Below are 23,515 nucleotides of genomic sequence, written 5' to 3'. Positions count from 1 at the left end.
GTATGTGGCAAAGCTATGTGAACGGCCTGTTGGTGGCCGCGGGGCTGATCATGGCGATCGGCACCCAGAATGCATTTGTGTTGGCGCAGAGCCTTCGGCGTGAACATCACCTGCCGGTGGCGGCGCTTTGCGTGACCTGCGATGCGTTGCTGGTGGCCGCCGGAGTGTTCGGCCTGGCGACGGTGCTGGCGCAAAACCCGACCCTGCTGGCCATCGCCCGTTGGGGTGGCGCAGCGTTTTTGCTGTGGTACGGCAGCCTGGCGTTGCGTCGGGCTTGCTCGAAACAAAGCCTGCAACAGGGTGAAAATCAGACGGTCCGTTCATTGCGGGCGGTGCTGCTGAGTGCGTTGGCGGTGACGCTGCTCAACCCGCACGTTTATCTGGACACCGTGTTGCTGATCGGTTCTCTCGGCGCACAACAGACCGAGCCCGGTGCTTATGTGGTGGGCGCGGCCAGTGCGTCATTGTTGTGGTTTTTCACTTTAGCCCTTGGCGCGGCATGGCTCGCACCATGGCTGGCACGGCCAAGCACCTGGCGAATCCTCGACCTGTTGGTCGCCGTCATGATGTTCACCGTAGCGTTCCAGTTAATCATCGCTTCATGATTTATTCCAAAAGGCTCTGGAACCTCTATTCCACACAGTTGTTGCGTGGTTATGCCGCACCCCCGGTGCTATGATCCGATCCCTGCGCCGCAAAGAGTACAAACTCCCCGGCGCATGTCTGGCCGCCCGTGATCGGCCTTGCGCTCACCGCAACTGACCTGATTAGGAGAATCATCATGGCTTTCGAATTGCCGCCGCTGCCTTACGCACACGATGCCCTGCAGCCGCACATTTCAGAGGAAACTCTGCAATACCACCACGACAAGCACCACAACACCTACGTCGTGAACCTGAACAACCTGGTGCCAGGCACCGAGTTCGAAGGCAAGACCCTGGAAGAAATCGTCAAGACTTCCTCGGGCGGTATCTTCAACAACGCCGCTCAGGTCTGGAACCACACTTTCTACTGGAACTGCCTGGCGCCAAACGCCGGCGGTCAACCAACCGGCGCGCTGGCGGATGCCATCAACGCAGCTTTCGGTTCGTTCGACAAGTTCAAGGAAGAGTTCAGCAAAACCTCCATCGGCACCTTCGGTTCCGGTTGGGGCTGGCTGGTGAAAAAGGCTGACGGTTCCCTGGCCCTGGCCAGCACCATCGGCGCCGGCAACCCGCTGACCAGCGGCGACACTCCGCTGCTGACCTGCGACGTCTGGGAACACGCTTACTACATCGACTACCGCAACCTTCGTCCGAAGTACGTCGAAGCGTTCTGGAACCTGGTCAACTGGAAGTTCGTGGCTGAGCAGTTCGAAGGCAAAACCTTCACCGCTTAAGCTTCACGCCAGTCAAAAAACCCGGCTTTTGCCGGGTTTTTTATGGGCAGGGGAAATGGGTACATCCCTACAGCCGCCTTCGCGGGCAAGCCTCGGGGGAGCGGTCATATACAAAATCTGTGTACGACACAAATCCTGTGGGAGCGGGCTTGCCCGCGATAGCGGTGTGTCAGGCTCAGGGATGTTGGATGTGCCGCCGTCATCGCGGGCAAGCCCGCTCCCACAGTATTGCGGTGTATTTGAGAGCTACGCCGTCCGTCATGGATGGGTCAGTTGTCAGGCAGTCTTCGGGGGCAAGCCTCGCTCCTACAGTAGGAGGGCGCTTTCCCACAACACGAGTGGCATTCGCCCTCTTGCCCTCACATCGCAGCGGTCTAACATCAACCACAAGGAAAAATTGTCCCGCTCCCCTCAAGTTGAGGCCCCCAACAACCGACACAGTACTAATAGGGCAAATACTCAAAACAACAGCATATCGGCCAAGCTACCGGCAAAATCACCTGGGTTGGAATGTCCCTTTGACTGACATCACGGGATTGCCAATACTCATGGCAACTTGACGCTACCCGCACGGAACAAGGAATAACCCTTTGAAGCTGGAACTCAAGAACAGCTTGTCGGTGAAGTTGCTCCGGGTCGTGCTCCTGTCGGCATTGATCGTCGGCGTAGTCTTGAGCTGCGCGCAGATCGTTTTCGATGCCTATAAAACACGTCAGGCCGTAGCCAGCGATGCCCAGCGCATCCTCGACATGTTCCGCGACCCCTCGACCCAGGCCGTCTACAGCCTGGACCGGGAAATGGGCATGCAGGTGATCGAAGGCCTGTTTCAGGACGATGCCGTGCGCATGGCCTCCATCGGCCATCCTAACGAAGCCATGCTTGCGCAAAAAACCCGTGAACTGCAGCACTCCAACAGCCGCTGGCTGACTGACCTGATCCTCGGCAACGAACGCACCTTCACCACCCAACTGGTGGGCCGCGGCCCCTACAGCGAGTACTACGGCGACCTGAGCATTACCCTCGACACGGCCACCTACGGCAAGGGATTCATCGTCAGCTCGGTGATCATCTTCATCTCTGGTGTATTGCGCGCCCTGGCCATGGCTTTGGTGCTGTATCTGGTCTATCACTGGCTGCTGACCAAACCGCTGTCGCGGATTATCGAGCACCTGACCGAAATCAACCCGGACCGGCCCAGCGCCCACAAGATTCCGCAGCTCAAGGGTCATGAGAGAAACGAGCTGGGCGTCTGGATCAACACTGCCAACCAGTTGCTCGAATCCATCGAACGCAACACTCACCTGCGCCACGAAGCGGAAAACAGCCTGCTGCGCATGGCCCAGTACGACTTCCTCACCGGTTTGCCGAACCGCCAGCAATTGCAGCAACAACTGGACAAAATCCTCGTCGACGCTGGCAAATTGCAGCGTCGGGTTGCGGTGCTGTGTGTCGGGCTCGATGACTTCAAAGGCATCAACGAACAGTTCAGCTATCAGACCGGCGACCAGTTGCTGCTGGCCCTGGCCGATCGCCTGCGGGCTCACAGCGGTCGCCTCGGCGCCCTCGCCCGTTTGGGTGGCGACCAGTTCGCACTGGTCCAGGCCGACATCGAACAACCCTATGAAGCGGCCGAACTGGCCCAAAGCATTCTTGATGATCTGGAAGCGGCGTTCGCCCTCGACCATCAGGAAATCCGCCTGCGCGCCACCATCGGCATCACCCTGTTCCCCGAGGACGGTGACAGCACCGAGAAGTTGCTGCAAAAAGCCGAGCAGACCATGACCCTGGCCAAGACTCGCTCGCGCAATCGCTATCAGTTCTATATCGCCAGCGTCGACACGGAAATGCGTCGGCGCCGCGAGTTGGAAAAAGACCTGCGCGATGCCTTGATCCGCGACCAGTTCTACCTCGTTTATCAACCGCAGATCAGCTATCGCGATCATCGCGTGGTGGGCGTCGAGGCGTTGATTCGCTGGCAGCATCCCGAACACGGGCTGGTGCCGCCGGACCTGTTTATCCCGCTGGCCGAGCAGAACGGCACCATCATCGCCATCGGCGAATGGGTGCTGGATCAGGCCTGTAAACAATTGCGCGAATGGCACGATCAGGGTTTCGACCTGCGCATGGCGGTGAACCTGTCCACCGTGCAATTGCACCACGCCGAGTTGCCGCGGGTGGTCAACAACCTGTTGCAGATGTACCGCTTGCCACCGCGCAGCCTGGAACTGGAAGTCACCGAAACCGGCCTGATGGAAGACATCAGCACCGCCGCCCAGCATTTGTTGAGCCTGCGTCGCTCCGGCGCGCTGATCGCCATTGACGACTTCGGCACCGGTTATTCATCACTGAGCTATTTGAAAAGCCTGCCGCTGGACAAGATCAAGATCGACAAGAGCTTCGTTCAGGATCTGCTTGATGACGACGACGATGCGACCATCGTTCGCGCCATCATCCAGCTGGGCAAGAGCCTGGGCATGCAGGTGATTGCCGAGGGTGTGGAAACTGCCGAGCAAGAGGCCTACATCATCTCCGAAGGCTGCCACGAAGGTCAGGGTTATCACTACAGCAAACCGCTGCCGGCACGGGAATTAAGTGTCTATCTGAAACAGGCGCAGCGCAGTAACGCGGTTATTTTGTAGAAGATCAAAAGATCGCAGCCTCGTTTCACTCTGTAGGAGCTGCCGAGTGAAACGAGGCTGCGATCTTTTGATCTACCTCACGTGTCCCCGTGAATAAGAAATATTTACAAGCACAACCCTTTACACATAATGCGAAAGATTTGCATTATGTCGCAGTTTTGCGCGCCCTCCACGCGCGTCCATCAATCACCGAAGCAGGATGTTCGCCATGATTCGTATGCCTCTGGCCACCGCCAGTCTGCTGGCCATCGCTATTTCCCTCGCCGGTTGCGGCGAAGGCAAAGACAAGGCTGCCGCTCCACAAGCGCCGACCCCGGCCGCCAGCACCTCTGCCCCGGCTGCGCCTGCTGCTACCGGTAAAATTGATGAAGCCGCCGCCAAGGCTGTGGTTGCGCACTACGCCGACATCGTCTTCGCCGTTTACAGCGATGCCGAATCCACCGCGAAAACCCTGCAAACCGCCGTCGACGCATTCCTCGCCAAGCCGAACGCCGACACCCTGAAAGCCGCCAAGGCTGCCTGGGTCGCGGCCCGCGTGCCTTACCTGCAGAGCGAAGTGTTCCGCTTCGGCAACACCATCATCGACGACTGGGAAGGTCAGGTGAACGCCTGGCCACTGGACGAAGGCCTGATCGACTACGTCGACAAATCCTACGAACACGCACTGGGTAACCCGGGCGCCACCGCCAACATCATCGCCAACACTAAAGTTCAGGTCGGCGAAGACAAGGTCGACGTGAAAGACATCACCCCGGAAAAACTCGCCAGCCTGAACGAGCTGGGCGGTTCCGAGGCCAACGTCGCCACCGGCTACCACGCCATCGAATTCCTGCTCTGGGGCCAGGACCTGAACGGCACCGGCCCTGGCGCCGGCAACCGTCCAGCTACCGACTTCCTGGAAGGCAAAGGCGCTACCGGCGGTCACAATGATCGTCGCCGTGCTTACCTGAAATCCGTGACCCAACTGTTGGTCAACGACCTGCAAGAAATGGTCGGTAACTGGAAGCCGAACGTGGCCGACAACTACCGCGCCACCCTGGAAGCGGAACCGGCTGAAACCGGCCTGCGCAAAATGCTGTTCGGCATGGGCAGCCTGTCCTTGGGCGAATTGGCGGGCGAGCGCATGAAGGTTTCCCTGGAAGCCAACTCCCCGGAAGACGAACAGGATTGCTTCAGCGACAACACCCACAACTCGCACTTCTACGACGCCAAAGGCGTGCGTAACGTGTACCTGGGCGAATACACCCGCGTAGACGGCAGCAAAATGACTGGCGCCAGCCTGTCGTCGCTGGTCGCCAAAGCCGATCCGGCTGCCGACACCGCGCTGAAAGCCGACCTGGCCGCCACCGAAGCCAAGCTTCAGGTCATGGTCGATCACGCCAACAAGGGTGAGCACTACGATCAACTGATCGCTGCGGGCAACACTGCTGGCAACCAGATCGTGCGCGACGCCATCGCCTCGCTGGTCAAGCAGACCGGTTCGATCGAAGCGGCCGCCGGCAAACTGGGCATCAGCGACCTGAACCCGGACAACGCTGATCACGAGTTCTGATCAACGCTGGCTGAATGAACAGAAAGGCGACCTTCGGGTCGCCTTTCTGTTAGCCCGAACGCAGATCAAAATGTGGGAGCGGGCTTGCTCGCGAAGGCGGACTGTCAGCCAACATCGATGTTGAATGTAAATCCGCTTTCGCGAGCAAGCCCGCTCCCACAGGGGCTTGCACTGAACCTGTGGGAGCGTGGCTTGCCCGCGATGGCCGCGACTCGGTCTCAAGTGAAACCCTGCCCCACATCAACCAAACGATAATTCCTCTTATTCAAACTCCCCTGCCCTGTTAGACTTTGCGCCCTTGTTTTGCTCGTCTTGCAGGATGTCCGATGCCCTCGCTGCCTCTTCGCTTGTCTGCACTGTTGCTGGCCCTGGGCCTGAGTGCCTGCGATGACGCCCCGCGTTTTACCCAGGCCGAACCCGGTGAAGCCCGCTCCGGCGGCAGTGCGACGGTGCGCAAGACCGATCAGAATTCATTTTCCCTGCCGTCCGCCAACCTGCCGCCGTCACGGCGCGTTGATTTCAGCGTCGGCAACAGTTTCTTTCGCAGCCCTTGGGTGATTGCGCCGTCGACCACCACCGCCCGCGATGGCCTTGGTCCGTTGTTCAATACCAACGCCTGCCAGAACTGCCACATCAAGGACGGGCGCGGTCACCCGCCCGCGCCCGATGCGCCGAATGCGGTGTCGATGCTGGTGCGTCTGTCGATTCCTGATGCGCCGGCCTACGCCAAGATCATCGAACAACTGGGCGTGGTGCCAGAGCCGGTCTACGGCGGGCAGTTCCAGGACATGTCGGTGCCCGGCGTCGTCCCGGAAGGCAAGGTACGTGTCGATTACACAGCGGTCCCGATACGCTTCAAGGACGGCAGCGAAATCGAGTTGCGTAAGCCGACCCTGCAGATCACTCAACTCGGCTATGGCCCGATGCACCCCGACACGCGCTTCTCGGCGCGCATCGCACCGCCGATGATTGGCCTGGGCTTGCTTGAGGCGATCCCCGACGAGGCCATCCTGGCTAACGCCGAGGCTCAGGCGCGGGAGAAAAACGGCATCGCCGGACGACCGAACCGGGTCTGGGACGACGCGCAGCAGAAAACCGTCCTCGGGCGATTTGGCTGGAAGGCCGGGCAACCGAACCTCAATCAACAAAACGTTCACGCGTTCTCTGGAGACATGGGTCTCACAACCAGCCTGAGAACCGTTGATGACTGCACCGACGCGCAAACCGCTTGCAAGCAGGCACCCAACGGCAATGGCCCGGATGGTGAGCCGGAAGTCAGCGATAACATCCTGCGTCTGGTGCTGTTCTACAGCCGTAACCTCGCGGTACCGGCCCGTCGCGATGTCGGCGCGCCTGAGGTGCTGGCCGGCAAGAATCTGTTTTCCCAGGCGGGATGCCAATCCTGCCACACCCCTCAATACACCACCGCCGCCAACGCCGCGGAACCTGAATTGGCCAATCAAGTGATTCGCCCTTACAGCGACCTGCTGCTGCATGACATGGGCGATGGCCTGGCCGACAACCGCAGCGAATTCCAGGCCAGCGGCCGCGACTGGCGCACGCCGCCGTTGTGGGGCATCGGCCTGACACAGGCGGTCAGCGGCCACACCCAGTTTTTGCATGACGGCCGCGCCCGTAACCTGCTCGAAGCCGTGCTCTGGCATGGCGGCGAGGCAAAGGCGGCGCAGCAACAGGTTTTGTCTTTCAATGCCGAGCAGCGCGCGGCGTTGCTGGCGTTTTTGAATTCTCTTTAATACGTTTTCCTTCAGCGGGAGCCCGACATGTTCCGTCCCAAATTGTTGTTCACCAGCCTTGCCGCCCTCGCCCTGGGCGCCTGTTCGCCCCAGGATCCGCAAGCGGTCACGTCGGCGGCCATTGCCAAGCAAGTCATCCTGCCGACCTACAGCCGCTGGGTCGAAGCCGACCGTCAATTGGCGGTCAGCGCCCTGGCGTTCTGCCAAGGCAAGGAAACCCTGGACACCGCCCGCGCCGACTTCCTGCACGCGCAGAAAGCCTGGGCCGAGTTGCAACCGCTGCTGATCGGGCCGTTGGCCGAGGGCAACCGTTCGTGGCAAGTGCAGTTCTGGCCGGACAAGAAAAACCTCGTGGGCCGTCAGGTCGAGCAACTGGTCACCGCGCAACCGCAGATCGATGCCGCCGCCCTGACCAAATCCAGCGTTGTGGTACAAGGCCTCTCGGCCTATGAGTACATCCTGTTCGACAGCAAGATCGACATGGCTGACAGCGCGCAGAAAGCCAAATACTGCCCGCTGCTGACCGCCATTGGCGAACGTCAGAAGCAACTGGCTGAAGAGATCCTGTCGCGCTGGAACACCAACGACGGCATGCTCGCGCAGATGAGCAAATTCCCGAACCAGCGCTACGCCGACTCCCACGAGGCGATCGCCGATCTGTTGCGCGTGCAAGTGACGGCGCTGGACTCCCTGAAGAAAAAACTCGGCACGCCGATGGGCCGTCAGAGCAAGGGCACGCCACAGCCGTTCCAGGCCGATGCCTGGCGCAGCCAATCGTCGCTGCAAGGCCTGCAAGCGAGCCTGAGCGCGGCGCAAACCGTCTGGGTCGGTGTCGACAACAAAGGCCTGCGCGGTCTGTTGCCGAGCGAGCAGAAACCCTTGGCCGACAAGATCGACGCGGCCTACGAAGCGTCTCTGAAACTGTTCGCCAGCAACCAGCGCTCGCTGACCGACATGCTCACCAACGATGCCGGGCGCCAGCAGCTCAACGCGATCTACGACAGCCTCAACGTTGTCCATCGCCTGCACGAAGGCGAGCTGGCCAAGGCGCTGGGCATCCAACTGGGCTTCAACGCCAACGACGGTGACTGATGAGGGCAAGTGCCATGCTGCGACGCCAGGCTCTGACGTTAGGGAGTTTGCTGCTGGGTGCGGTGACACTGGGCGGCTGGACGCTGTTCAAGCAAAAGGACAAAAGCCCGCTACTGCTCTCGGCGCGGGACGATGGTGACGGCAAGCATTACGCCGTCGGTTATCGGCTGGACGGTACCCGGGTGTTTGCCACCCAGGTCGGCCAGCGTTGCCACGACATCATCAACCACCCGACGCTGCCGATAGCGCTGTTCGTCGCTCGGCGTCCGGGCACCGAAAGCTACCTGATCGACCTGCGCGACGGCACGTTGCTGCAAACCGTGGTCTCGCGGCCGAACCGGCACTTCTACGGTCACGCAGTGATTCACCACAGCGGCGACTGGTTGTACGCCACCGAGAACGACACGTCCGACCCGGGCCGAGGCCTGCTCGGTGTGTATAAGTTCGAAGGTGAGCGACTGGTGCACAGCGGCGAGCTTTCCACCCACGGTGTCGGTCCGCATCAGGTGTCGTGGATGCCCGATGGCGAGACGTTGATTGTCGCCAACGGCGGCATTCGCACCGAGGCCGAAAGCCGGGTCGAGATGAACCTCAACGCGATGGAGCCGAGCCTGGTGCTGATGCAGCGCGACGGCACTTTGTTGAGCAAGGAAACACTGGCCCAGCAGATGAACAGCGTGCGGCATTTGGGCGTCGCCAGCGATGGCACCATCGTCGCCGGCCAGCAGTTCATGGGCGCTGCCCACGAGTCATCGGAGCTGTTGGCGATCAAGCGTCCCGGACAACCGTTCGTGGCGTTCCCGGTGCCCGAGCATCAGTTGCAGGCCATGGGGCATTACACCGCCAGCGTCGCCGTGCACAGCGAACTGCGTCTGGTCGCCTTGACCGCGCCGCGGGGCAACCGCTTTTTTATCTGGGACCTGGACAGCGGTGAAGTACGCCTGGACGCGCCACTTCCAGATTGCGCCGGTGTCGGGGCCGTGGCCGATGGTTTTGTCGTGACCTCCGGTCAAGGACGATGCCGGTACTACGATTGTCGCCAGACAACCCTGGTTGCAAAACCTCTGGAGTTGCCTGCGGGGCTCTGGGACAACCATCTTCATCTGATCTGACTTCATCCTCCCTTGTAGGAGCGAAGCTTGCTCGCGAAAGCGGTGTATCAGTCAGTACATTAGTTGGCTGACACACCGCTTTCGCGAGCAAGCTTCGCTCCTACAGGGTTTGCGTCATTCTGTAATAACTGCCAGTTGGAATCCCCCTCGCACTCGGAGTAATGTTCCCGCCTGTCTCACCTGATTTTCTCCAAGGAACTGGATATATGCTGCGTCGCCGCATGCTGATCATGTTGGGTGTTGTTCTGCTAATCGTGCTGGTCCTGGCCGGTTACAAAGCCTTCTCTATCTACACGATGATGCAAGGCTTCTCCGCGCCGAAACCGCCGATAAGCGTCGCCGTGGCCACCGCCACCGAACGTCCGTGGCAAAGCCGTTTGCCAACGGTCGGCACCCTCACGGCGCTGCAAGGGGTCGACCTGAGCCTGGAGATCGCCGGCACTGTCAAAGAGGTGCAATTCGAGTCCGGGCAGAAGGTCAAGGCCGGTCAGCCGATCCTGCAACTCGACACCGCCGTTGAAACTGCCCTGCTGGCAACCGCTCAAGCCGACCTGGGATTGGCGCAACTGGATTACGGACGCGGCAGCCAATTGGTGGGCAGCCAGGCTATTTCCAAAGGCGAGTTCGACCGACTCTCGGCGGTGTTGCAAAAGAGCCGTGCCACGGTCAATCAGCTCAAGGCGGCACTGGAGAGAAAACGTATCCTCGCCCCGTTCAGCGGGACCATCGGCATTCGTCAGGTAGACGTCGGCGACTACGTGGCCAGCGGCACGATGATCGCCACCCTGCAAGATATCAGCAGCCTCTACGTCGACTTCTTCGTGCCCGAGCAATCGGTGCCGAAAATCGCACTCGGCCAACCGGTACAGGTCATCGTCTCGGCCTACCCGACGCAGAGTTTCCCCGGGACCATCAGTGCAATCAACCCGAAGGTCGAGAGCAGCACCCGCAACGTGCTGGTGCGCGCTACCCTGGCCAACCCCGATGGCAAACTGTTGCCGGGGATGTTCGCCAGCCTGCAGGTGATGTTGCCTGATCCGCAGCCACGCATCGTCGTGCCGGAAAACGCGATCACCTACACCCTTTATGGCAACTCGCTGTACGTCGTCGCGCAGAAAAAGGCCGAAGACGGCAGCCTCGAAAAAGACGACAAGGGCGAACCGATTCTGATCGCCGAACGACGCTTCGTCGAAACCGGCGAACGCCGCGACGGGATGGTCATGATCACCAAAGGCGTGCAGAACGGCGAAAAAGTGGTCACGGGGGGCCAGATCAAACTGGACCACGGCGCACACATTGCCATCAGCGACGACAAGACCCTAGCCGAGAAGAGCAGTCAGCCGCGCGCTGACTGATCAAGGAATCCCCATGGCTTTTACCGATCCGTTCATCCGCCGCCCGGTGCTCGCCACCGTGGTCAGCCTGTTGATTGTGCTGCTGGGCTTCCAGGCCTGGAGCAAGTTGCCGCTGCGCCAATACCCGCAAATGGAAAACGCCCTGATCACGGTGACCACCGCTTACCCCGGGGCCAACGCCGAAACCATCCAGGGTTACATCACCCAACCGATGCAGCAGAGCCTGGCCAGCGCCGAGGGCATCGACTACATGACCTCGGTCAGTCGCCAGAACTTCTCGGTGATCTCGATCTACGCGCGCATCGGTTCCAACAGCGACCGTTTGTTCACTGAACTGTTGGCCAAGGCCAACGAGGTGAAGAACCAGCTGCCCCAGGATGCCGAAGACCCGGTGCTGAGCAAGGAAGCCGCCGACGCCTCGGCGCTGATGTACATCAGCTTCTTCAGCGACGAGCTGAGCAATCCGCAGATCACTGATTACCTGTCACGGGTCATCCAGCCGAAACTGGCGACCTTGCCGGGCATGGCCGAAGCCGAGATTCTCGGTAATCAGGTATTCGCCATGCGCCTGTGGCTGGACCCGGTGAAACTCGCCGGTTTCGGCCTGAGCGCCAGCGACGTGACCAACGCCGTGCGCCAATACAACTTCCTCTCCGCCGCCGGCGAAGTGAAAGGCGAGTACGTGGTCACCAGCATCAACGCCAACACCGAACTCAAATCCGCCGAGGCCTTTGGCGCGGTCCCGCTCAAGGTCGAGGGCGACAGCCGCGTACTGCTGCGGGACGTGGCGCGGGTCGAGATGGGCGCAGAGAACTACAACACCATCAGTTCCTTCGGCGGCACGCCCTCGGTGTACATCGGCATCAAGGCCACGCCCGGCGCCAACCCGCTGGACGTGATCAGGGAAGTGCGCAAGATCATGCCGGAGCTGGAAGCCCAGCTGCCGCCGAACCTGAAAGGTGAAATCGCCTACGACGCCACGCTGTTTATCCAGGCCTCCATCGACGAAGTGGTGAAAACCCTGTTCGAAGCGGTGCTGATCGTGATCGTGGTGGTGTTCCTGTTCCTCGGCGCCCTGCGTTCGGTGGTGATCCCGGTGGTCACCATTCCGCTGTCGATGATCGGCGTGATGTTCTTCATGCAGATGATGGGCTACTCGATCAACCTGCTGACTTTGCTGGCGATGGTATTGGCCATCGGGCTGGTGGTGGACGACGCCATTGTGGTGGTGGAAAACATCCATCGGCACATTGAAGAAGGCAAGACACCGCTGGATGCCGCGCTTGAAGGCGCTGCGGAAATCGCCATGCCGGTGGTGTCGATGACCATTACCCTGGCGGCGGTCTATGCGCCGATCGGCTTCCTGACCGGCCTGACGGGAGCGCTATTCAAGGAGTTCGCCCTGACCCTGGCCGGGGCGGTGGTGATTTCCGGCGTCGTAGCCCTGACGCTGTCGCCGATGATGTGCGCCCTGCTGCTGCGCCACGATGAAAACCCCAGCGGCCTTGCCCATCGCCTGGACGTGATCTTCGAAGGCCTCAAGCGCCGTTACCAGAGTGTGCTTCATGGCACCCTCAACACCCGGCCGGTGGTGCTGGTGTTCGCGGTGATCGTGCTGTGCCTGATTCCGGTCCTGCTCAAATTCACCCAGTCGGAACTGGCGCCGAACGAGGACCAGGGCGTCATATTCATGATGGCCAATGCCCCGCAACCAGCCAACCTCGACTACCTGAACACCTACACCGACGAGTTCCTCGCGATTTTCAAGGAGTTCCCCGAGTACTACTCCTCGTTCCAGATCAACGGCTTCAATGGCGTGCAATCGGGGATCGGCGGCTTCCTGCTCAAACCCTGGAACGAACGCGACCGGACCCAAATGCAGATCCTGCCCGAGGTCCAGGCCAAACTGGAGAGCATTCCGGGCTTGCAAATCTTCGGCTTCAACCTGCCTTCCCTGCCGGGCACGGGTGAAGGCTTGCCGTTTCAATTCGTGATCAACTCGGCCAACAGCTATGAGTCATTGCTGGAAGTGACGGACCGGGTGAAAAAAAGAGCGATGGAGTCCGGCAAGTTTGCCTTTGTCGACGTCGACCTGGCCTTCGACAAACCCGAAGTCGTGGTGGATATCGATCGCGCCAAGGCCGCACAGATGGGTGTGTCGATGCAAGACCTGGGCGGCACCCTCGCGACGTTGCTGGGTGAAGCGGAGATCAACCGTTTCACCATCGAAGGTCGCAGCTACAAAGTCATTGCACAGGTGGAACGGCCCTTCCGGGATAACCCCGACTGGCTGAACCATTATTACGTCAAGAACACCAAGGGCGAATTGCTGCCCCTATCGACCCTGATCACCGTGACCGACCGGGCGCGCCCGCGCCAGTTGAACCAGTTCCAGCAACTCAACTCGGCGATTCTTTCCGGGGTCCCGCTGGTCAGCATGGGTGAAGCCATCGACACCGTGCGCCAGATCGCCCGGGAGGAGGCGCCGGCGGGTTATGCCGTCGACTATGCCGGTGCGTCACGGCAATACGTTCAGGAAGGCAGCGCGCTGTGGGTCACCTTTGCCTTGGCGCTGGCGATCATCTTCCTGGTGCTGGCGGCCCAGTTCGAAAGCTTCCGCGACCCATTGGTGATTCTGGTCACCGTGCCGCTGTCGATCTGTGGCGCGTTGATCCCGTTATTCCTTGGCTGGTCGAGCATGAACATCTATACCCAAGTGGGATTGGTGACGTTGATCGGGCTGATCAGCAAGCACGGGATTCTGATCGTCGAGTTCGCCAACCAGCTACGCAAGGAGAAGGGCTTGTCGCCTCGCGAAGCGGTGGAGGAAGCGGCGGCCATTCGTCTGCGTCCCGTGTTGATGACCACGGCGGCGATGGTGTTCGGCATGGTGCCGTTGATCATCGCCACGGGCGCGGGAGCGGTCAGCCGGTTCGACATCGGCACGGTGATCGCGACGGGGATGTCGATCGGGACGCTGTTCACCTTGTTCGTGTTGCCGTGCATCTACACGTTGCTGGCCAAACCCGATAAACCTTGACGTCAAAAGATCGCAGCCTTCGGCAGTTCCTACACGATCGTTCCCACGCTCTGCGTGGGAATGCAGGCCGGGACGCTCCGCGTCCCATCCAAAGCCGAACGCGGAGCGTCCGTAGAGGCATTCCCACGCAGAGCGTGGGAACGATCGACGTCAAAAAGCAAAAGGCCTCGCATTTGCGAGGCCTTTTATTTGGGCTTCAATCTGTTCAACTTTGTGGCCTCAGTCCCTGAGAGAGTCCGAACATGAACAGTAACAAGTCATGATCGGGTTGAGTAGCCACGGGTGCTTTGGCAACCCGGGGCAACGGACAATGCGCGTCACCGTGCACGGAGCTGAGGACTTGCGTGCGGGGCTGCTCCCACGCTGCCACCGCCAATGAAGTAACTGCCAAGGCTCCGGCTAAAAACAAACCTCGTGCAATTTCGAGTTTCATTGTTATAAGCCTTTGATAGCGCTGCCAAACGCCGTCTTATAAAAATAGACGAGTTTTTCCCAGTCCGTATCGCGGAACGACGAGTGGCGACGCAGTTGTTTCAGGTCATGGGTCGCCGCTTGACGAGCGGTCAAACGCTGCCGACATTTCTCCAGATCGATCAAGGCAATTTCGACCTTGGCTGACTCGCCCTCGCCGGTTACCCGCACGAATACGTGCTTGATGTAGAGGCAGCTGTGCTGCCAACGGCCCTTGTGCATGCGGACCAGGTTGTCGGCCAGCTCCTTCAATACGCGATCATGCACCGCCTCACCGTAACGCTCCCGACCGCCACCCGCGTACCAGTGTTCGATTTCTTCGAAGCCATCCAGGGACTTGGTAACCAGCAATGCGCGCCATTTATGCACGGGATCACGCTGTGCCCCACAGAAAACGATTTCCGGAACACTAACGTCGAGCAGGCGCAGGCCAATGAGCGCATCGCGCTCGCGCAATACTGTTGGCCGGCCGAACGGGTGTAACCCGCTGCGATAGATATGCCCGGTTTGACGCTTGGTGTAGAGCAGCTGTCCATCACTGCCCATGACGCGCTGCACGCCACTTTCTCCACCACGACGGACATTGGGTTCTTCTACCCATTCACCGCGCAGGTTCCAGAAGTAGTCAAAGCGGTCCTGAGAAGCAACTTCCGTTTGTGCTGCACACTGCACTGCCATCTTGTTACCTCTTGCGTAATACATAGACCCGCCACATGGCGTAGAGCGGTAAAAAGTCCAGTTGCTCCTGGATACGGAAACCCGCCTGCTCGAATTCTTTTTCAACCGTGGCAGCCGGTAACACAAATCGATTTTGGTAACTTTCCTGCTCACGCGTCTGCTCAAGGCGTTTGCGTTTCCAGGCTTTGAAATTGCCGTCCACCCACAACGAAACAATCACGCTGTCACGGGTGACGCGCTCGAATTCGCTCAGGATGGCCAGGCGATGCTCGGCTTCACCGATGTGATGGAGCAATCGCATGCAGAAAATGCTATCGACGGCGTTATCAGGCAAGGCAATGTCGAATGCAGAAGTGTGCAAGGGTTGTACCCGTTTTACGACGTCAGCGGGTTGCGCCCGCATGGCAATCTTCAACATGGACTCCGAGTTGTCGGCTCCAATGATGACACGGTTGTGTTTTTCCGCCAGCAATGGCCAGAAACGCCCCGCGCCACACGGAAGATCGAGAACCAGCCCCGGTTCACCAACCAGAGTCAGAGCCTTGCGTGCCAGTTGCTCGTCACGCCAATGGGACAGTTTGCGACTGAGGCCATCCTGATGCTTGAGCAGATATTCTCGTGCGTGTTGATCGTCGTACTTTTCGGAAAAATCGAGTTTGATCGGGCCAGCCATCACTGCAGTCTCCTGAACGTCTGATGACTACCACCTTAGGTAGCGCTGCGTCAGCGTCAGGTCGTGCCTTTGTGAAAAAATTGTCATGTAAAACCTGGAATTATTACGAGGTTTTACAGGATCGAATGCGGTCTTTTCGGCCCCTATCAGATCCGGGACAGACTCAACTCCACCTGAAAACGGCAGCCATTGGGTTCCATGTTGGTCAAGCTGACGTTCCAGCCCTGGTTCTCGCAAATCCGCTGCACCAGCGACAGTCCCAGCCCCAGGCCCTCGCCGCGTTTTTCGTTGCCGCGCACGAAAGGCTCGAACATCGCCTCGCGTTTTTCCTCGGGAATGCCGACACCACTGTCCTCGACCACGAACCCTGTATCCGTCAGGGCGAGGCGAATGTAACCGTGCTCGGTGTAATGCAGCGCATTACGCAACAGGTTGCCCATCACCGCATGCAAAAGGGTCGCGTTATAGCGGGTGTCCGGCGGATTGCCCGGCTCAAAGTTCAGCGTCAGACCCTTGGCTTCGATCGGCTCGCGCCATTGAGAGAGCAGCCCGTCAGCTACCTGGCTCAGGGTCTGCTGGGGGGCCATGCTGGCGTCTTCATGTTGAGCACGAGCCAGCATGAGGAAGGTTTGCACCAGCTCGCGCATCTCAGCGCACGCACGAGCGATTCGCTCGACCTGAGCACGGCCGCGCTGATCGATACCGGGGTTTTCCAGCAACAGCTCACAGGAACTGGCCAACACCATCAACGGTGTGCGCAGTTCGTGGCTGACATCACTGGTGAACAATCGCTCACGGGTCAACGCCTGACGCAAGCGCCCCAGGGTAGCGTCGAAGGCCACGGCCAGTTCGCCCACTTCATCGGCGGCATAATCCGGCGCCAGCGGCGGCGCCAGGCCCAGCAACTGATCGCGATGACGCACCTGACGGGCCAGTCGCACCACCGGCGCCATGACCTTGCGCGCCAACACCCAGCCAAGAAATACCGCCAATGCCAGGCTCAGGACGAAACCCACCAGCACCACGGCAAACAGCACCCGCTCGCGCTCTTCGAAATCGCTCTGGTCCTGCAACAGCACGTAACGCCGACCGTCGACGATTTCGACCATTGCGTGATACGACAGCTGCTCGCGAAAGACCTCATGAAAGCCTGAGTCCAGGTGCCGCAAATCCTTGGGCAATTCAAAGTCGCCCGGCCCACCGCTGAAATAGAACAGCTGGTCCGGCTCGGGACGGTGGCTCCAGTCCGACACGCTGTCCATCAGCAACAGGCGTTGCAAATCGCCGCCCAGACCTGCCGAAATAAGCTTTTCTTCCACCAGGTGCACGGTCGCCACAATACCCATGGCGAAGGCTCCCGCCACCAGTGCACTCATCAACGCAAAGGCGATGATGATCCGTTGAGCAAGGCTCTGTTTAAACTCCATCACGGCCCTCGGCCAAGCGATAACCGACGCCATGCACCGTGTGCAACAAGGGCTTGTCGAAAGGCTTGTCGATCACCTGACGCAGTTGATGGACGTGGCTACGCAGGCTGTCGCTGTCCGGGCAATCATCGCCCCACAGGGCCTCTTCGAGAACCTCGCGGCGTAACACATGAGGGCTTTTCTGCATCAACACGGCCAGCAACTTCAGGCCCACCGGATTGAGTTTCAGCAGACGGCCTTCGCGCGTCACTTCCAGGGTATCGAGGTCGTAGCTCAGATCACCGACTTGCAAGGCTCGGCGACCGCCCCCTTGGGCACGGCGCATGACCGCCTCTATCCGCGCGGCCAGTTCAGACAGGGCAAAGGGTTTGATCAGGTAATCGTCGGCACCAGACTTGAAGCCTTGCAAACGGTCATCCAGTTGATCGCGCGCAGTAAGCATGATCACTGGCGTGTCACGGCGAGCGTCTTCGCGCAGGCGTTTGCACAGGGTGTAGCCGTCGATGCCGGGCAGCATGATGTCGAGCACGATCAAATCGTAATGCTCGGTGGCGGCCAGGTGCAGGCCCGACAAACCGTCCTGCGCACAATCCACGGTGTAACCCTTGAGCCCAAGATAATCGGCCAGATTGGCCAGGATATCGCGGTTGTCTTCAACCAATAGAATTCGCATCGGCACCTCCTCCGTACACAGTAACGGCTGTCTTGGCGCGCAGCTTAAGGCCAAGTGTGGCTCAGGGATAGGGTGGCGTGCAGGGGTAAATCCGACAAAAAAAACCTGAAACGGCCTTAACAACTTTTTCACCATCGATTCACAGGCTGACGACAGGGGCGTGTACAGACTCCCCGCGGTTGCGCTCTTCAGAACATTTTACTCACCAAGGAATTGCCATGGCTTCGACCGCTGCCCGCCCCGCTTCCAGGCCAATGAATGCCTGGCTATTCCTGGGATTGCCCGCCATTGCGGCGATCACCCTGCTGCTGCTCGAACTGACGTCCCTGGACATGGACCTTGCCAAGCGTTTCTATGACCCGGTGGCAGGCGAGTTCATCGGACGGCACAGTTACTTCCTGGAAAACATCCTGCATGACCGGGCCAAGCAAGTGGTCATCGCCTTTTCGGTGTTCGCCATCCTGGGCTTCATCGGCTCCTTTTTCATGGAAAGGCTCAAACCGTTCAAACGTGAACTGGGTTGCCTGGTGTTGTCTCTGGCACTGGCAACCTCGTTTGTCACCCCGGTCAAAGCGGTGACGGCGGTGCAATGCCCATGGAGCCTGGAGCAATTCGGCGGGCACGAAACCTACAGCGAACTGCTCAGCCCTCGCCCGCACACCGACAAGCCGGGCCGCTGCTGGCCTGGCGGTCATGCGGCGACTGGCTTCACGTTGTTTGCGCTGTTCTTCGTCCTGCGCGACCGTCGTCCGCGCCTGGCGCGCAAGGCGTTTGTCCTGGCCTTCACGTTGGGCTCGGTGTTTTCCCTCAGCAGGATGATGCAGGGGGCGCACTTCTTTTCGCACAATGTGTGGACGGCGATTTTCTGCTGGCTGATTTGTTTGGGGGCGTATTACTACATTCTTTATCGACCAGCTTCCAAGGCTGAGCTAGTCACCAAGGCACAACCAGTCAGTACCTGAAACACAATTCCAATGTGGGAGCGGGCTTGCTCGCGAAGGCGGCTTAACATTCACCGAAGATGTTGAATGTCAGACCGCTTTCGCGAGCAAGCCCGCTCCCACAGGGGGCCGATGTAGATCCCATGATCGGGACAAACTCCGGGCAATAAAAAACCCCGCCTGCTCAACGCAGACGGGGTTTTTATGTACGGGGTAAGGCTGGCTTACATCATGCCGCCCATGCCACCCATACCACCCATGTCTGGCATGCCGCCGCCAGCTGGGCCGTCTTCCTTGATCTCGGCGATCATGGCTTCGGTGGTGATCATCAGGCTGGCAATCGACGAAGCCGCTTGCAGAGCCGAACGAGTCACTTTAGCCGGGTCCAGGATACCCATTTCGATCATGTCGCCGTATTCGCCGGTAGCAGCGTTGTAACCGTAGTTACCCGAACCCTGCTTGACCTTGTCGACTACTACGCTTGGCTCGTCGCCGGAGTTGGCAACGATCTGGCGCAGTGGCGCTTCAACAGCGCGACGCAGCAACTGGATGCCAACGTTCTGGTCATCGTTGTCGCCTTTCAGCTCGGAGATAGCCTGCAGGGCGCGAACCAGTGCCACGCCGCCGCCAGGTACCACGCCTTCTTCAACGGCTGCACGGGTAGCGTGCAGGGCGTCTTCAACGCGGGCTTTCTTCTCTTTCATTTCAACTTCGGAACCAGCGCCAACCTTGATCACTGCAACGCCGCCGGACAGTTTGGCCAGACGCTCTTGCAGTTTTTCACGGTCGTAGTCGGACGAAGTATCAGCCACTTGCTGACGGATCTGCAGAACGCGAGCCTGGATATCAGCCTCAACGCCGGCACCGTCGATCACGGTGGTGTTTTCTTTGGACAGGATCACGCGCTTGGCATTACCCAGGTGTTCCAGGGTAGTGCTTTCCAGGCTCAGACCGATCTCTTCGGAGATAACGGTACCGCCAGTCAGAACAGCGATGTCCTGCAGCATTGCCTTGCGACGGTCGCCGAAGCCTGGAGCCTTGACGGCTGCGACTTTAACGATGCCACGCATGTTGTTCACAACCAGAGTCGCCAGGGCTTCGCCTTCAACGTCTTCGGCAACGATCAGCAGCGGACGGCCGGCTTTGGCAACGGCTTCCAGTACTGGCAACATTTCGCGGATGTTGGAGATCTTTTTGTCGACCAGCAGGATCAGCGGACCGTCCAGCTCGGCAGTCATGGTCTCTGGCTTGTTGACGAAGTACGGGGACAGGTAGCCACGGTCGAACTGCATGCCTTCAACAACCGACAGTTCGTTTTCCAGGCCCGAGCCTTCTTCAACGGTGATCACGCCTTCTTTACCGACTTTTTCCATGGCTTCGGCAATGATGTCGCCGATGGAGCTGTCGGAGTTGGCCGAGATGGTGCCGACCTGAGCGATGGCCTTGGTGTCAGCGCAAGGCTTGGACAGGGCTTTCAGCTCTTTGACGATAGCGATGGTCGCTTTGTCGATGCCGCGCTTCAGGTCCATCGGGTTCATGCCGGCAGCGACGGCTTTCAGGCCTTCGTTGACGATCGATTGAGCCAGAACGGTAGCGGTGGTGGTGCCGTCGCCTGCGTCATCGTTGGCACGGGAGGCAACGTCTTTGACCAGCTGCGCGCCCATGTTTTCGAAGCGATCTTTCAGCTCGATTTCTTTGGCAACGGACACGCCGTCCTTGGTGATGGTCGGAGCGCCGAAGCTCTTCTCGATGATCACGTTACGGCCTTTAGGGCCCAGGGTCGCTTTTACTGCGTCAGCCAGGACGTTGACACCGGCGAGCATTTTCTTGCGGGCGGAATCGCCGAATTTAACTTCTTTAGCAGCCATGATCGATATTCCTTAAATACTTTGTAGTAGCGGGAAAATGAGCGGGGAATCAGCCTTCGATAACGGCGAGGATTTCGCTCTCGCCAATTACCAGCAGGTCTTCGCCGTCAACTTTCACAGTGTTGCTGCCGGAGTAAGGGCCGAACACAACCTTGTCACCCACTTTCACGGCCAGCGCACGCACTTCACCGTTGTCCAGTGCTTTGCCTGGGCCTACAGCGAGGACTTCACCCTGGTTTGGCTTTTCAGCAGCCGAACCTGGCAGGACGATACCGCCAGCGGTTTTCTTTTCTTCTTCGCTGCGACGGACGACGACGCGGTCATGCAGAGGACGAAGCTTCATTGTCGATCTCTCCTAATTGTGGTTTTCATCGGCCGGTGTAGTCCCGGCGGGTTTAACAAATCCGGCGGAGCCGGGTGCGGTTCGTCAAGCGAACCGCGGAAGTCTGTCTGGCGCAATTGCCAGAAACCTTGCGGTGACCGTTACATAAGGGCGTACAAGCTTATTTCAAGGGCGGGGAGCGAAAAATTTTTACCTCTACGCCCTGAAAACGAACACGGCACCCGAAGGTGCCGTATCGATGGAAGTGTTACTTAGAGTCGCGGTGTTCGAACTCGCCTTCGATCACATTGGGCTCACGGCCCAGTGGCTGCTGCGGAGCAGGACCGCCCCGTGGCTGAAGGTCATCGGCGAACGCACGCTGACGCATCGCTTGTTCCTCGGCACGCAGGCGCATTTTGTTGGCCAGCAGTCGACGAGAGATCGGCAGCAACATGATCAGACCCAGCACGTCGGTGACGAAGCCCGGCAGGATCAACAAACCACCCGCCAGGGCCAGCATCAGGCCTTCGAGCATGGTCTGAGCCGGCAGCTCGCCGCGGCTCAGGCTTTCACGGGCGCGCAGCGCAGTAGCCAGACCGGCGATACGCAGCACGAACACGCCGAGCATCGAGCCGAGAATGATCAGCAGCAGGGCCGGGAAAAACCCGATCGCCCCGCTGACCTTGACGAATACGAACAGCTCCAACACCGGGAACAGTACAAAGAGCAATAAAAAAGGGCGCATCAAATGGTTCCTCAACGCAAGAATGCCTTGCCAGTCTTCCCTAGATGACGTCGCCGTTTCGTGAATTCAAGCGTCGGCCACTTCATTTTTCGGCCAATGCTCGGCGTGAGCCAGAAAAACCAAGGCTTCCCGGACTTGTGTCGGCGTATTACAGGGCGTTTGAAACGGCAGCCAGTAGAGCCCCTGACCGATGCGCAAGTGCATGCCTTCGGTGTCGATGCCGGCCAATTGCGCCGGAGCGGTTTTCGGCAGCCCCGCCAGCTCGACGTAGTGCGCAATGGCTTTAGCGTGATCGGCATTCATGTGCTCGACCATGCTCACTTCGGCCTTGCCGGCGAACGGATTGGCGAGGGTCAACTGATCGATCCAGTGGATCGCACCGAAGCCACCGATGTAGCGGTGACGTACCTCGTTGAGCACCCAGAAATCGAAATCATGGGCCTTGTGATAGTTCTGCGAATCAGGGAAATAGCGGTAGTAACGCTCGGCCGCCGCTTCGATAGCAGCGGGGTCTTGAAGCTTTTCTGCCTCGGCGAGGTAAGTCAGGCGACCAACGGCTTGTACGTCTTCGGCTTCACGCTCACCCACCAGCAGCGAACATTTTGGATCTTTCTGCAGATTGTGAGTGTGCTGAGCGATGCGGCTGATAAGGATCAGCGGCCGGCCCTGCTCGTCCAGACAGTAAGGAACCACGGAGCCAAACGGAAAACCGGGCATCGATTTGGAGTGCGTCGAGAGCACTCCACGGTATTCCTTGAGAAGCAATTCTCGGGCATGCTTAGCCACTACAACGCTCAATTTATGACTCCTTATATAGAATCCGTCAAAAAAACGGACAGGCGCCTGGATAAAGTCTCAGCACGCCATAGGGGCAGTTCTCATGTGCAGCCAAGCCATATCAGGCTCAGATCGAGAGGCCCTCTAGGAAGGAAAACCAATCCGATCTGCTATGGGGCTATGCGAATGCAACTCACTGACAAAGTAATCATTATCACCGGCGGTTGCCAGGGTTTAGGTCGTTCCATGGCCGAGTATCTCGCAGGCAAAGGCGCGAAGCTGGCGCTGGTGGACCTGAATCAGGAAAAACTCGACGCCGCCGTCGCGGCGTGCAAAGCCAAGGGTGTCGAGGCCCGCGCCTACCTGTGCAACGTCGCCGATGAAGAGCAAGTGACCCACATGGCCGCCCAGGTGGCCGACGACTTCGGTGCGATCCATGGCTTGATCAACAACGCCGGCATTCTGCGCGACGGCCTGCTGTTGAAGGTCAAGGACGGCGAAATGACCAAGATGAGTCTGGCTCAATGGCAGGCAGTCATCGACGTCAATCTGACCGGTGTGTTCCTGTGCACCCGTGAAGTCGCGGCAAAAATGGTCGAGCTGAATAACAGCGGCGCGATCATCAATATCTCGTCGATTTCGCGCGCCGGCAACGTTGGCCAGACCAACTACTCCGCCGCCAAGGCCGGTGTCGCTGCGGCGACCGTGACCTGGGCCAAGGAACTGGCACGCTACGGCATTCGCGTGGCAGGCATTGCGCCGGGTTTCATCGAGACCGAGATGACCCTGAGCATGAAGCCGGAAGCGCTGGAGAAAATGACTTCGGGGATTCCGCTCAAGCGCATGGGTAAACCTGAAGAGATCGCCCAGTCGGCGGCCTACATTTTCGAGAACGACTACTACACCGGTCGGATTCTGGAATTGGATGGCGGGTTGCGGATCTAGAGCAAGATCAAAAGATCGCAGCCTCGCTTCGCTCGACAGCTCCTACAGGTGTAAGCCTATCCATGTAGGAGCT

At 59.3% G+C, this 23,515-nt stretch carries 20 protein-coding genes; 11 read left to right on the top strand and 9 right to left on the bottom strand.

Features of this window, described 5'->3' with window-relative positions:
- Positions 1 to 2 precede the first annotated feature (2 nt).
- From TU81_RS13560 to TU81_RS13520, 9 genes are all read left to right on the top strand, one after another.
- The gene (locus tag TU81_RS13560) at positions 3 to 605 is read left to right on the top strand and encodes a LysE/ArgO family amino acid transporter (protein ID WP_038981898.1); all 603 of its coding nucleotides are present in this window, start codon (positions 3 to 5) and stop codon (positions 603 to 605) included.
- 176 nt (positions 606 to 781) lie between these two features.
- Positions 782 to 1,378, top strand: a complete 597-nt coding sequence (locus TU81_RS13555; protein ID WP_007898423.1) for a superoxide dismutase — start codon at positions 782 to 784, stop codon at positions 1,376 to 1,378.
- Positions 1,379 to 1,968: 590 nt separating this feature from the next.
- Positions 1,969 to 4,017 (top strand): putative bifunctional diguanylate cyclase/phosphodiesterase, encoded by a 2,049-nt coding sequence (locus TU81_RS13550; protein ID WP_038981897.1) that lies wholly within the window; start codon positions 1,969 to 1,971, stop codon positions 4,015 to 4,017.
- A 208-nt stretch (positions 4,018 to 4,225) separates the two neighbouring features.
- Positions 4,226 to 5,569, top strand: a complete 1,344-nt coding sequence (locus TU81_RS13545; protein ID WP_038981896.1) for an imelysin family protein — start codon at positions 4,226 to 4,228, stop codon at positions 5,567 to 5,569.
- A gap of 326 nt (positions 5,570 to 5,895) precedes the next feature.
- Positions 5,896 to 7,323, top strand: a complete 1,428-nt coding sequence (locus tag TU81_RS13540) for a di-heme oxidoreductase family protein (RefSeq protein WP_048395582.1) — start codon at positions 5,896 to 5,898, stop codon at positions 7,321 to 7,323.
- Between the two features lie 27 nt (positions 7,324 to 7,350).
- Positions 7,351 to 8,415, top strand: coding sequence for an imelysin family protein (locus TU81_RS13535; RefSeq protein WP_038981894.1), 1,065 nt, complete (start codon positions 7,351 to 7,353; stop codon positions 8,413 to 8,415).
- A 14-nt stretch (positions 8,416 to 8,429) separates the two neighbouring features.
- The gene (locus TU81_RS13530) at positions 8,430 to 9,527 is read left to right on the top strand and encodes a DUF1513 domain-containing protein (protein WP_048395580.1); all 1,098 of its coding nucleotides are present in this window, start codon (positions 8,430 to 8,432) and stop codon (positions 9,525 to 9,527) included.
- A 206-nt stretch (positions 9,528 to 9,733) separates the two neighbouring features.
- Entirely contained in the window at positions 9,734 to 10,882 is a 1,149-nt protein-coding gene (locus TU81_RS13525) for an efflux RND transporter periplasmic adaptor subunit (protein ID WP_038981892.1), read from the top strand.
- Between the two features lie 13 nt (positions 10,883 to 10,895).
- Positions 10,896 to 13,922 (top strand): multidrug efflux RND transporter permease subunit, encoded by a 3,027-nt coding sequence (locus tag TU81_RS13520; protein ID WP_048395579.1) that lies wholly within the window; start codon positions 10,896 to 10,898, stop codon positions 13,920 to 13,922.
- 205 nt (positions 13,923 to 14,127) lie between these two features.
- On the opposite strand, the gene TU81_RS29580 is transcribed toward TU81_RS13520, so the two are convergent.
- The 5 genes from TU81_RS29580 to colR form a co-directional block, all read right to left on the bottom strand.
- On the bottom strand, positions 14,128 to 14,355 hold the full coding sequence (locus TU81_RS29580) for a hypothetical protein (protein WP_080772094.1): 228 nt from the start codon (positions 14,353 to 14,355) through the stop codon (positions 14,128 to 14,130).
- A gap of 2 nt (positions 14,356 to 14,357) precedes the next feature.
- Positions 14,358 to 15,071 (bottom strand): lipopolysaccharide kinase InaA family protein, encoded by a 714-nt coding sequence (locus tag TU81_RS13515; protein ID WP_038981890.1) that lies wholly within the window; start codon positions 15,069 to 15,071, stop codon positions 14,358 to 14,360.
- Positions 15,072 to 15,075: 4 nt separating this feature from the next.
- On the bottom strand, positions 15,076 to 15,744 hold the full coding sequence (locus TU81_RS13510; RefSeq protein ID WP_038981889.1) for a class I SAM-dependent methyltransferase: 669 nt from the start codon (positions 15,742 to 15,744) through the stop codon (positions 15,076 to 15,078).
- 146 nt (positions 15,745 to 15,890) lie between these two features.
- Positions 15,891 to 17,171, bottom strand: coding sequence for a sensor histidine kinase (locus TU81_RS13505; protein WP_048395578.1), 1,281 nt, complete (start codon positions 17,169 to 17,171; stop codon positions 15,891 to 15,893).
- Complete coding sequence (colR, locus tag TU81_RS13500) at positions 17,161 to 17,844, bottom strand: two-component system response regulator ColR (protein ID WP_008069526.1); 684 nt, start codon at positions 17,842 to 17,844, stop codon at positions 17,161 to 17,163. Before colR ends, TU81_RS13505 begins: the two co-directional genes overlap by 11 nt.
- 218 nt (positions 17,845 to 18,062) lie before the next feature.
- On the opposite strand from colR, the gene TU81_RS13495 reads away from it, so the two are divergent.
- On the top strand, positions 18,063 to 18,806 hold the full coding sequence (locus tag TU81_RS13495; protein WP_048395575.1) for a phosphatase PAP2 family protein: 744 nt from the start codon (positions 18,063 to 18,065) through the stop codon (positions 18,804 to 18,806).
- 203 nt (positions 18,807 to 19,009) lie between these two features.
- On the opposite strand, the gene groL is transcribed toward TU81_RS13495, so the two are convergent.
- The 4 genes from groL to TU81_RS13475 all read right to left on the bottom strand — a co-directional run bounded on the left by groL (position 19,010) and on the right by TU81_RS13475 (position 22,518).
- On the bottom strand, positions 19,010 to 20,653 hold the full coding sequence (groL, locus tag TU81_RS13490; protein ID WP_008155543.1) for a chaperonin GroEL: 1,644 nt from the start codon (positions 20,651 to 20,653) through the stop codon (positions 19,010 to 19,012).
- Positions 20,654 to 20,702: 49 nt separating this feature from the next.
- Positions 20,703 to 20,996, bottom strand: a complete 294-nt coding sequence (locus TU81_RS13485) for a co-chaperone GroES (protein WP_007898444.1) — start codon at positions 20,994 to 20,996, stop codon at positions 20,703 to 20,705.
- Between the two features lie 247 nt (positions 20,997 to 21,243).
- Positions 21,244 to 21,720: an FxsA family protein gene (locus TU81_RS13480; RefSeq protein ID WP_048395571.1), complete on the bottom strand. Its 477-nt coding sequence runs from the start codon at positions 21,718 to 21,720 to the stop codon at positions 21,244 to 21,246.
- Between the two features lie 66 nt (positions 21,721 to 21,786).
- Positions 21,787 to 22,518: a HugZ family pyridoxamine 5'-phosphate oxidase gene (locus tag TU81_RS13475; protein WP_038981885.1), complete on the bottom strand. Its 732-nt coding sequence runs from the start codon at positions 22,516 to 22,518 to the stop codon at positions 21,787 to 21,789.
- A 165-nt stretch (positions 22,519 to 22,683) separates the two neighbouring features.
- Between TU81_RS13475 and TU81_RS13470 the strand changes: the two genes are divergently transcribed.
- Positions 22,684 to 23,442: an SDR family oxidoreductase gene (locus TU81_RS13470; protein WP_038981884.1), complete on the top strand. Its 759-nt coding sequence runs from the start codon at positions 22,684 to 22,686 to the stop codon at positions 23,440 to 23,442.
- The last annotated feature ends 73 nt before the right edge of the window (positions 23,443 to 23,515 follow it).

Source organism: Pseudomonas lini (assembly GCF_001042905.1).
Classification (GTDB): domain Bacteria; phylum Pseudomonadota; class Gammaproteobacteria; order Pseudomonadales; family Pseudomonadaceae; genus Aquipseudomonas; species Aquipseudomonas lini.
The sequence above is the reverse complement of the archived record's forward strand: the minus strand, read 5'-3'. Positions and strand labels throughout refer to the sequence as shown.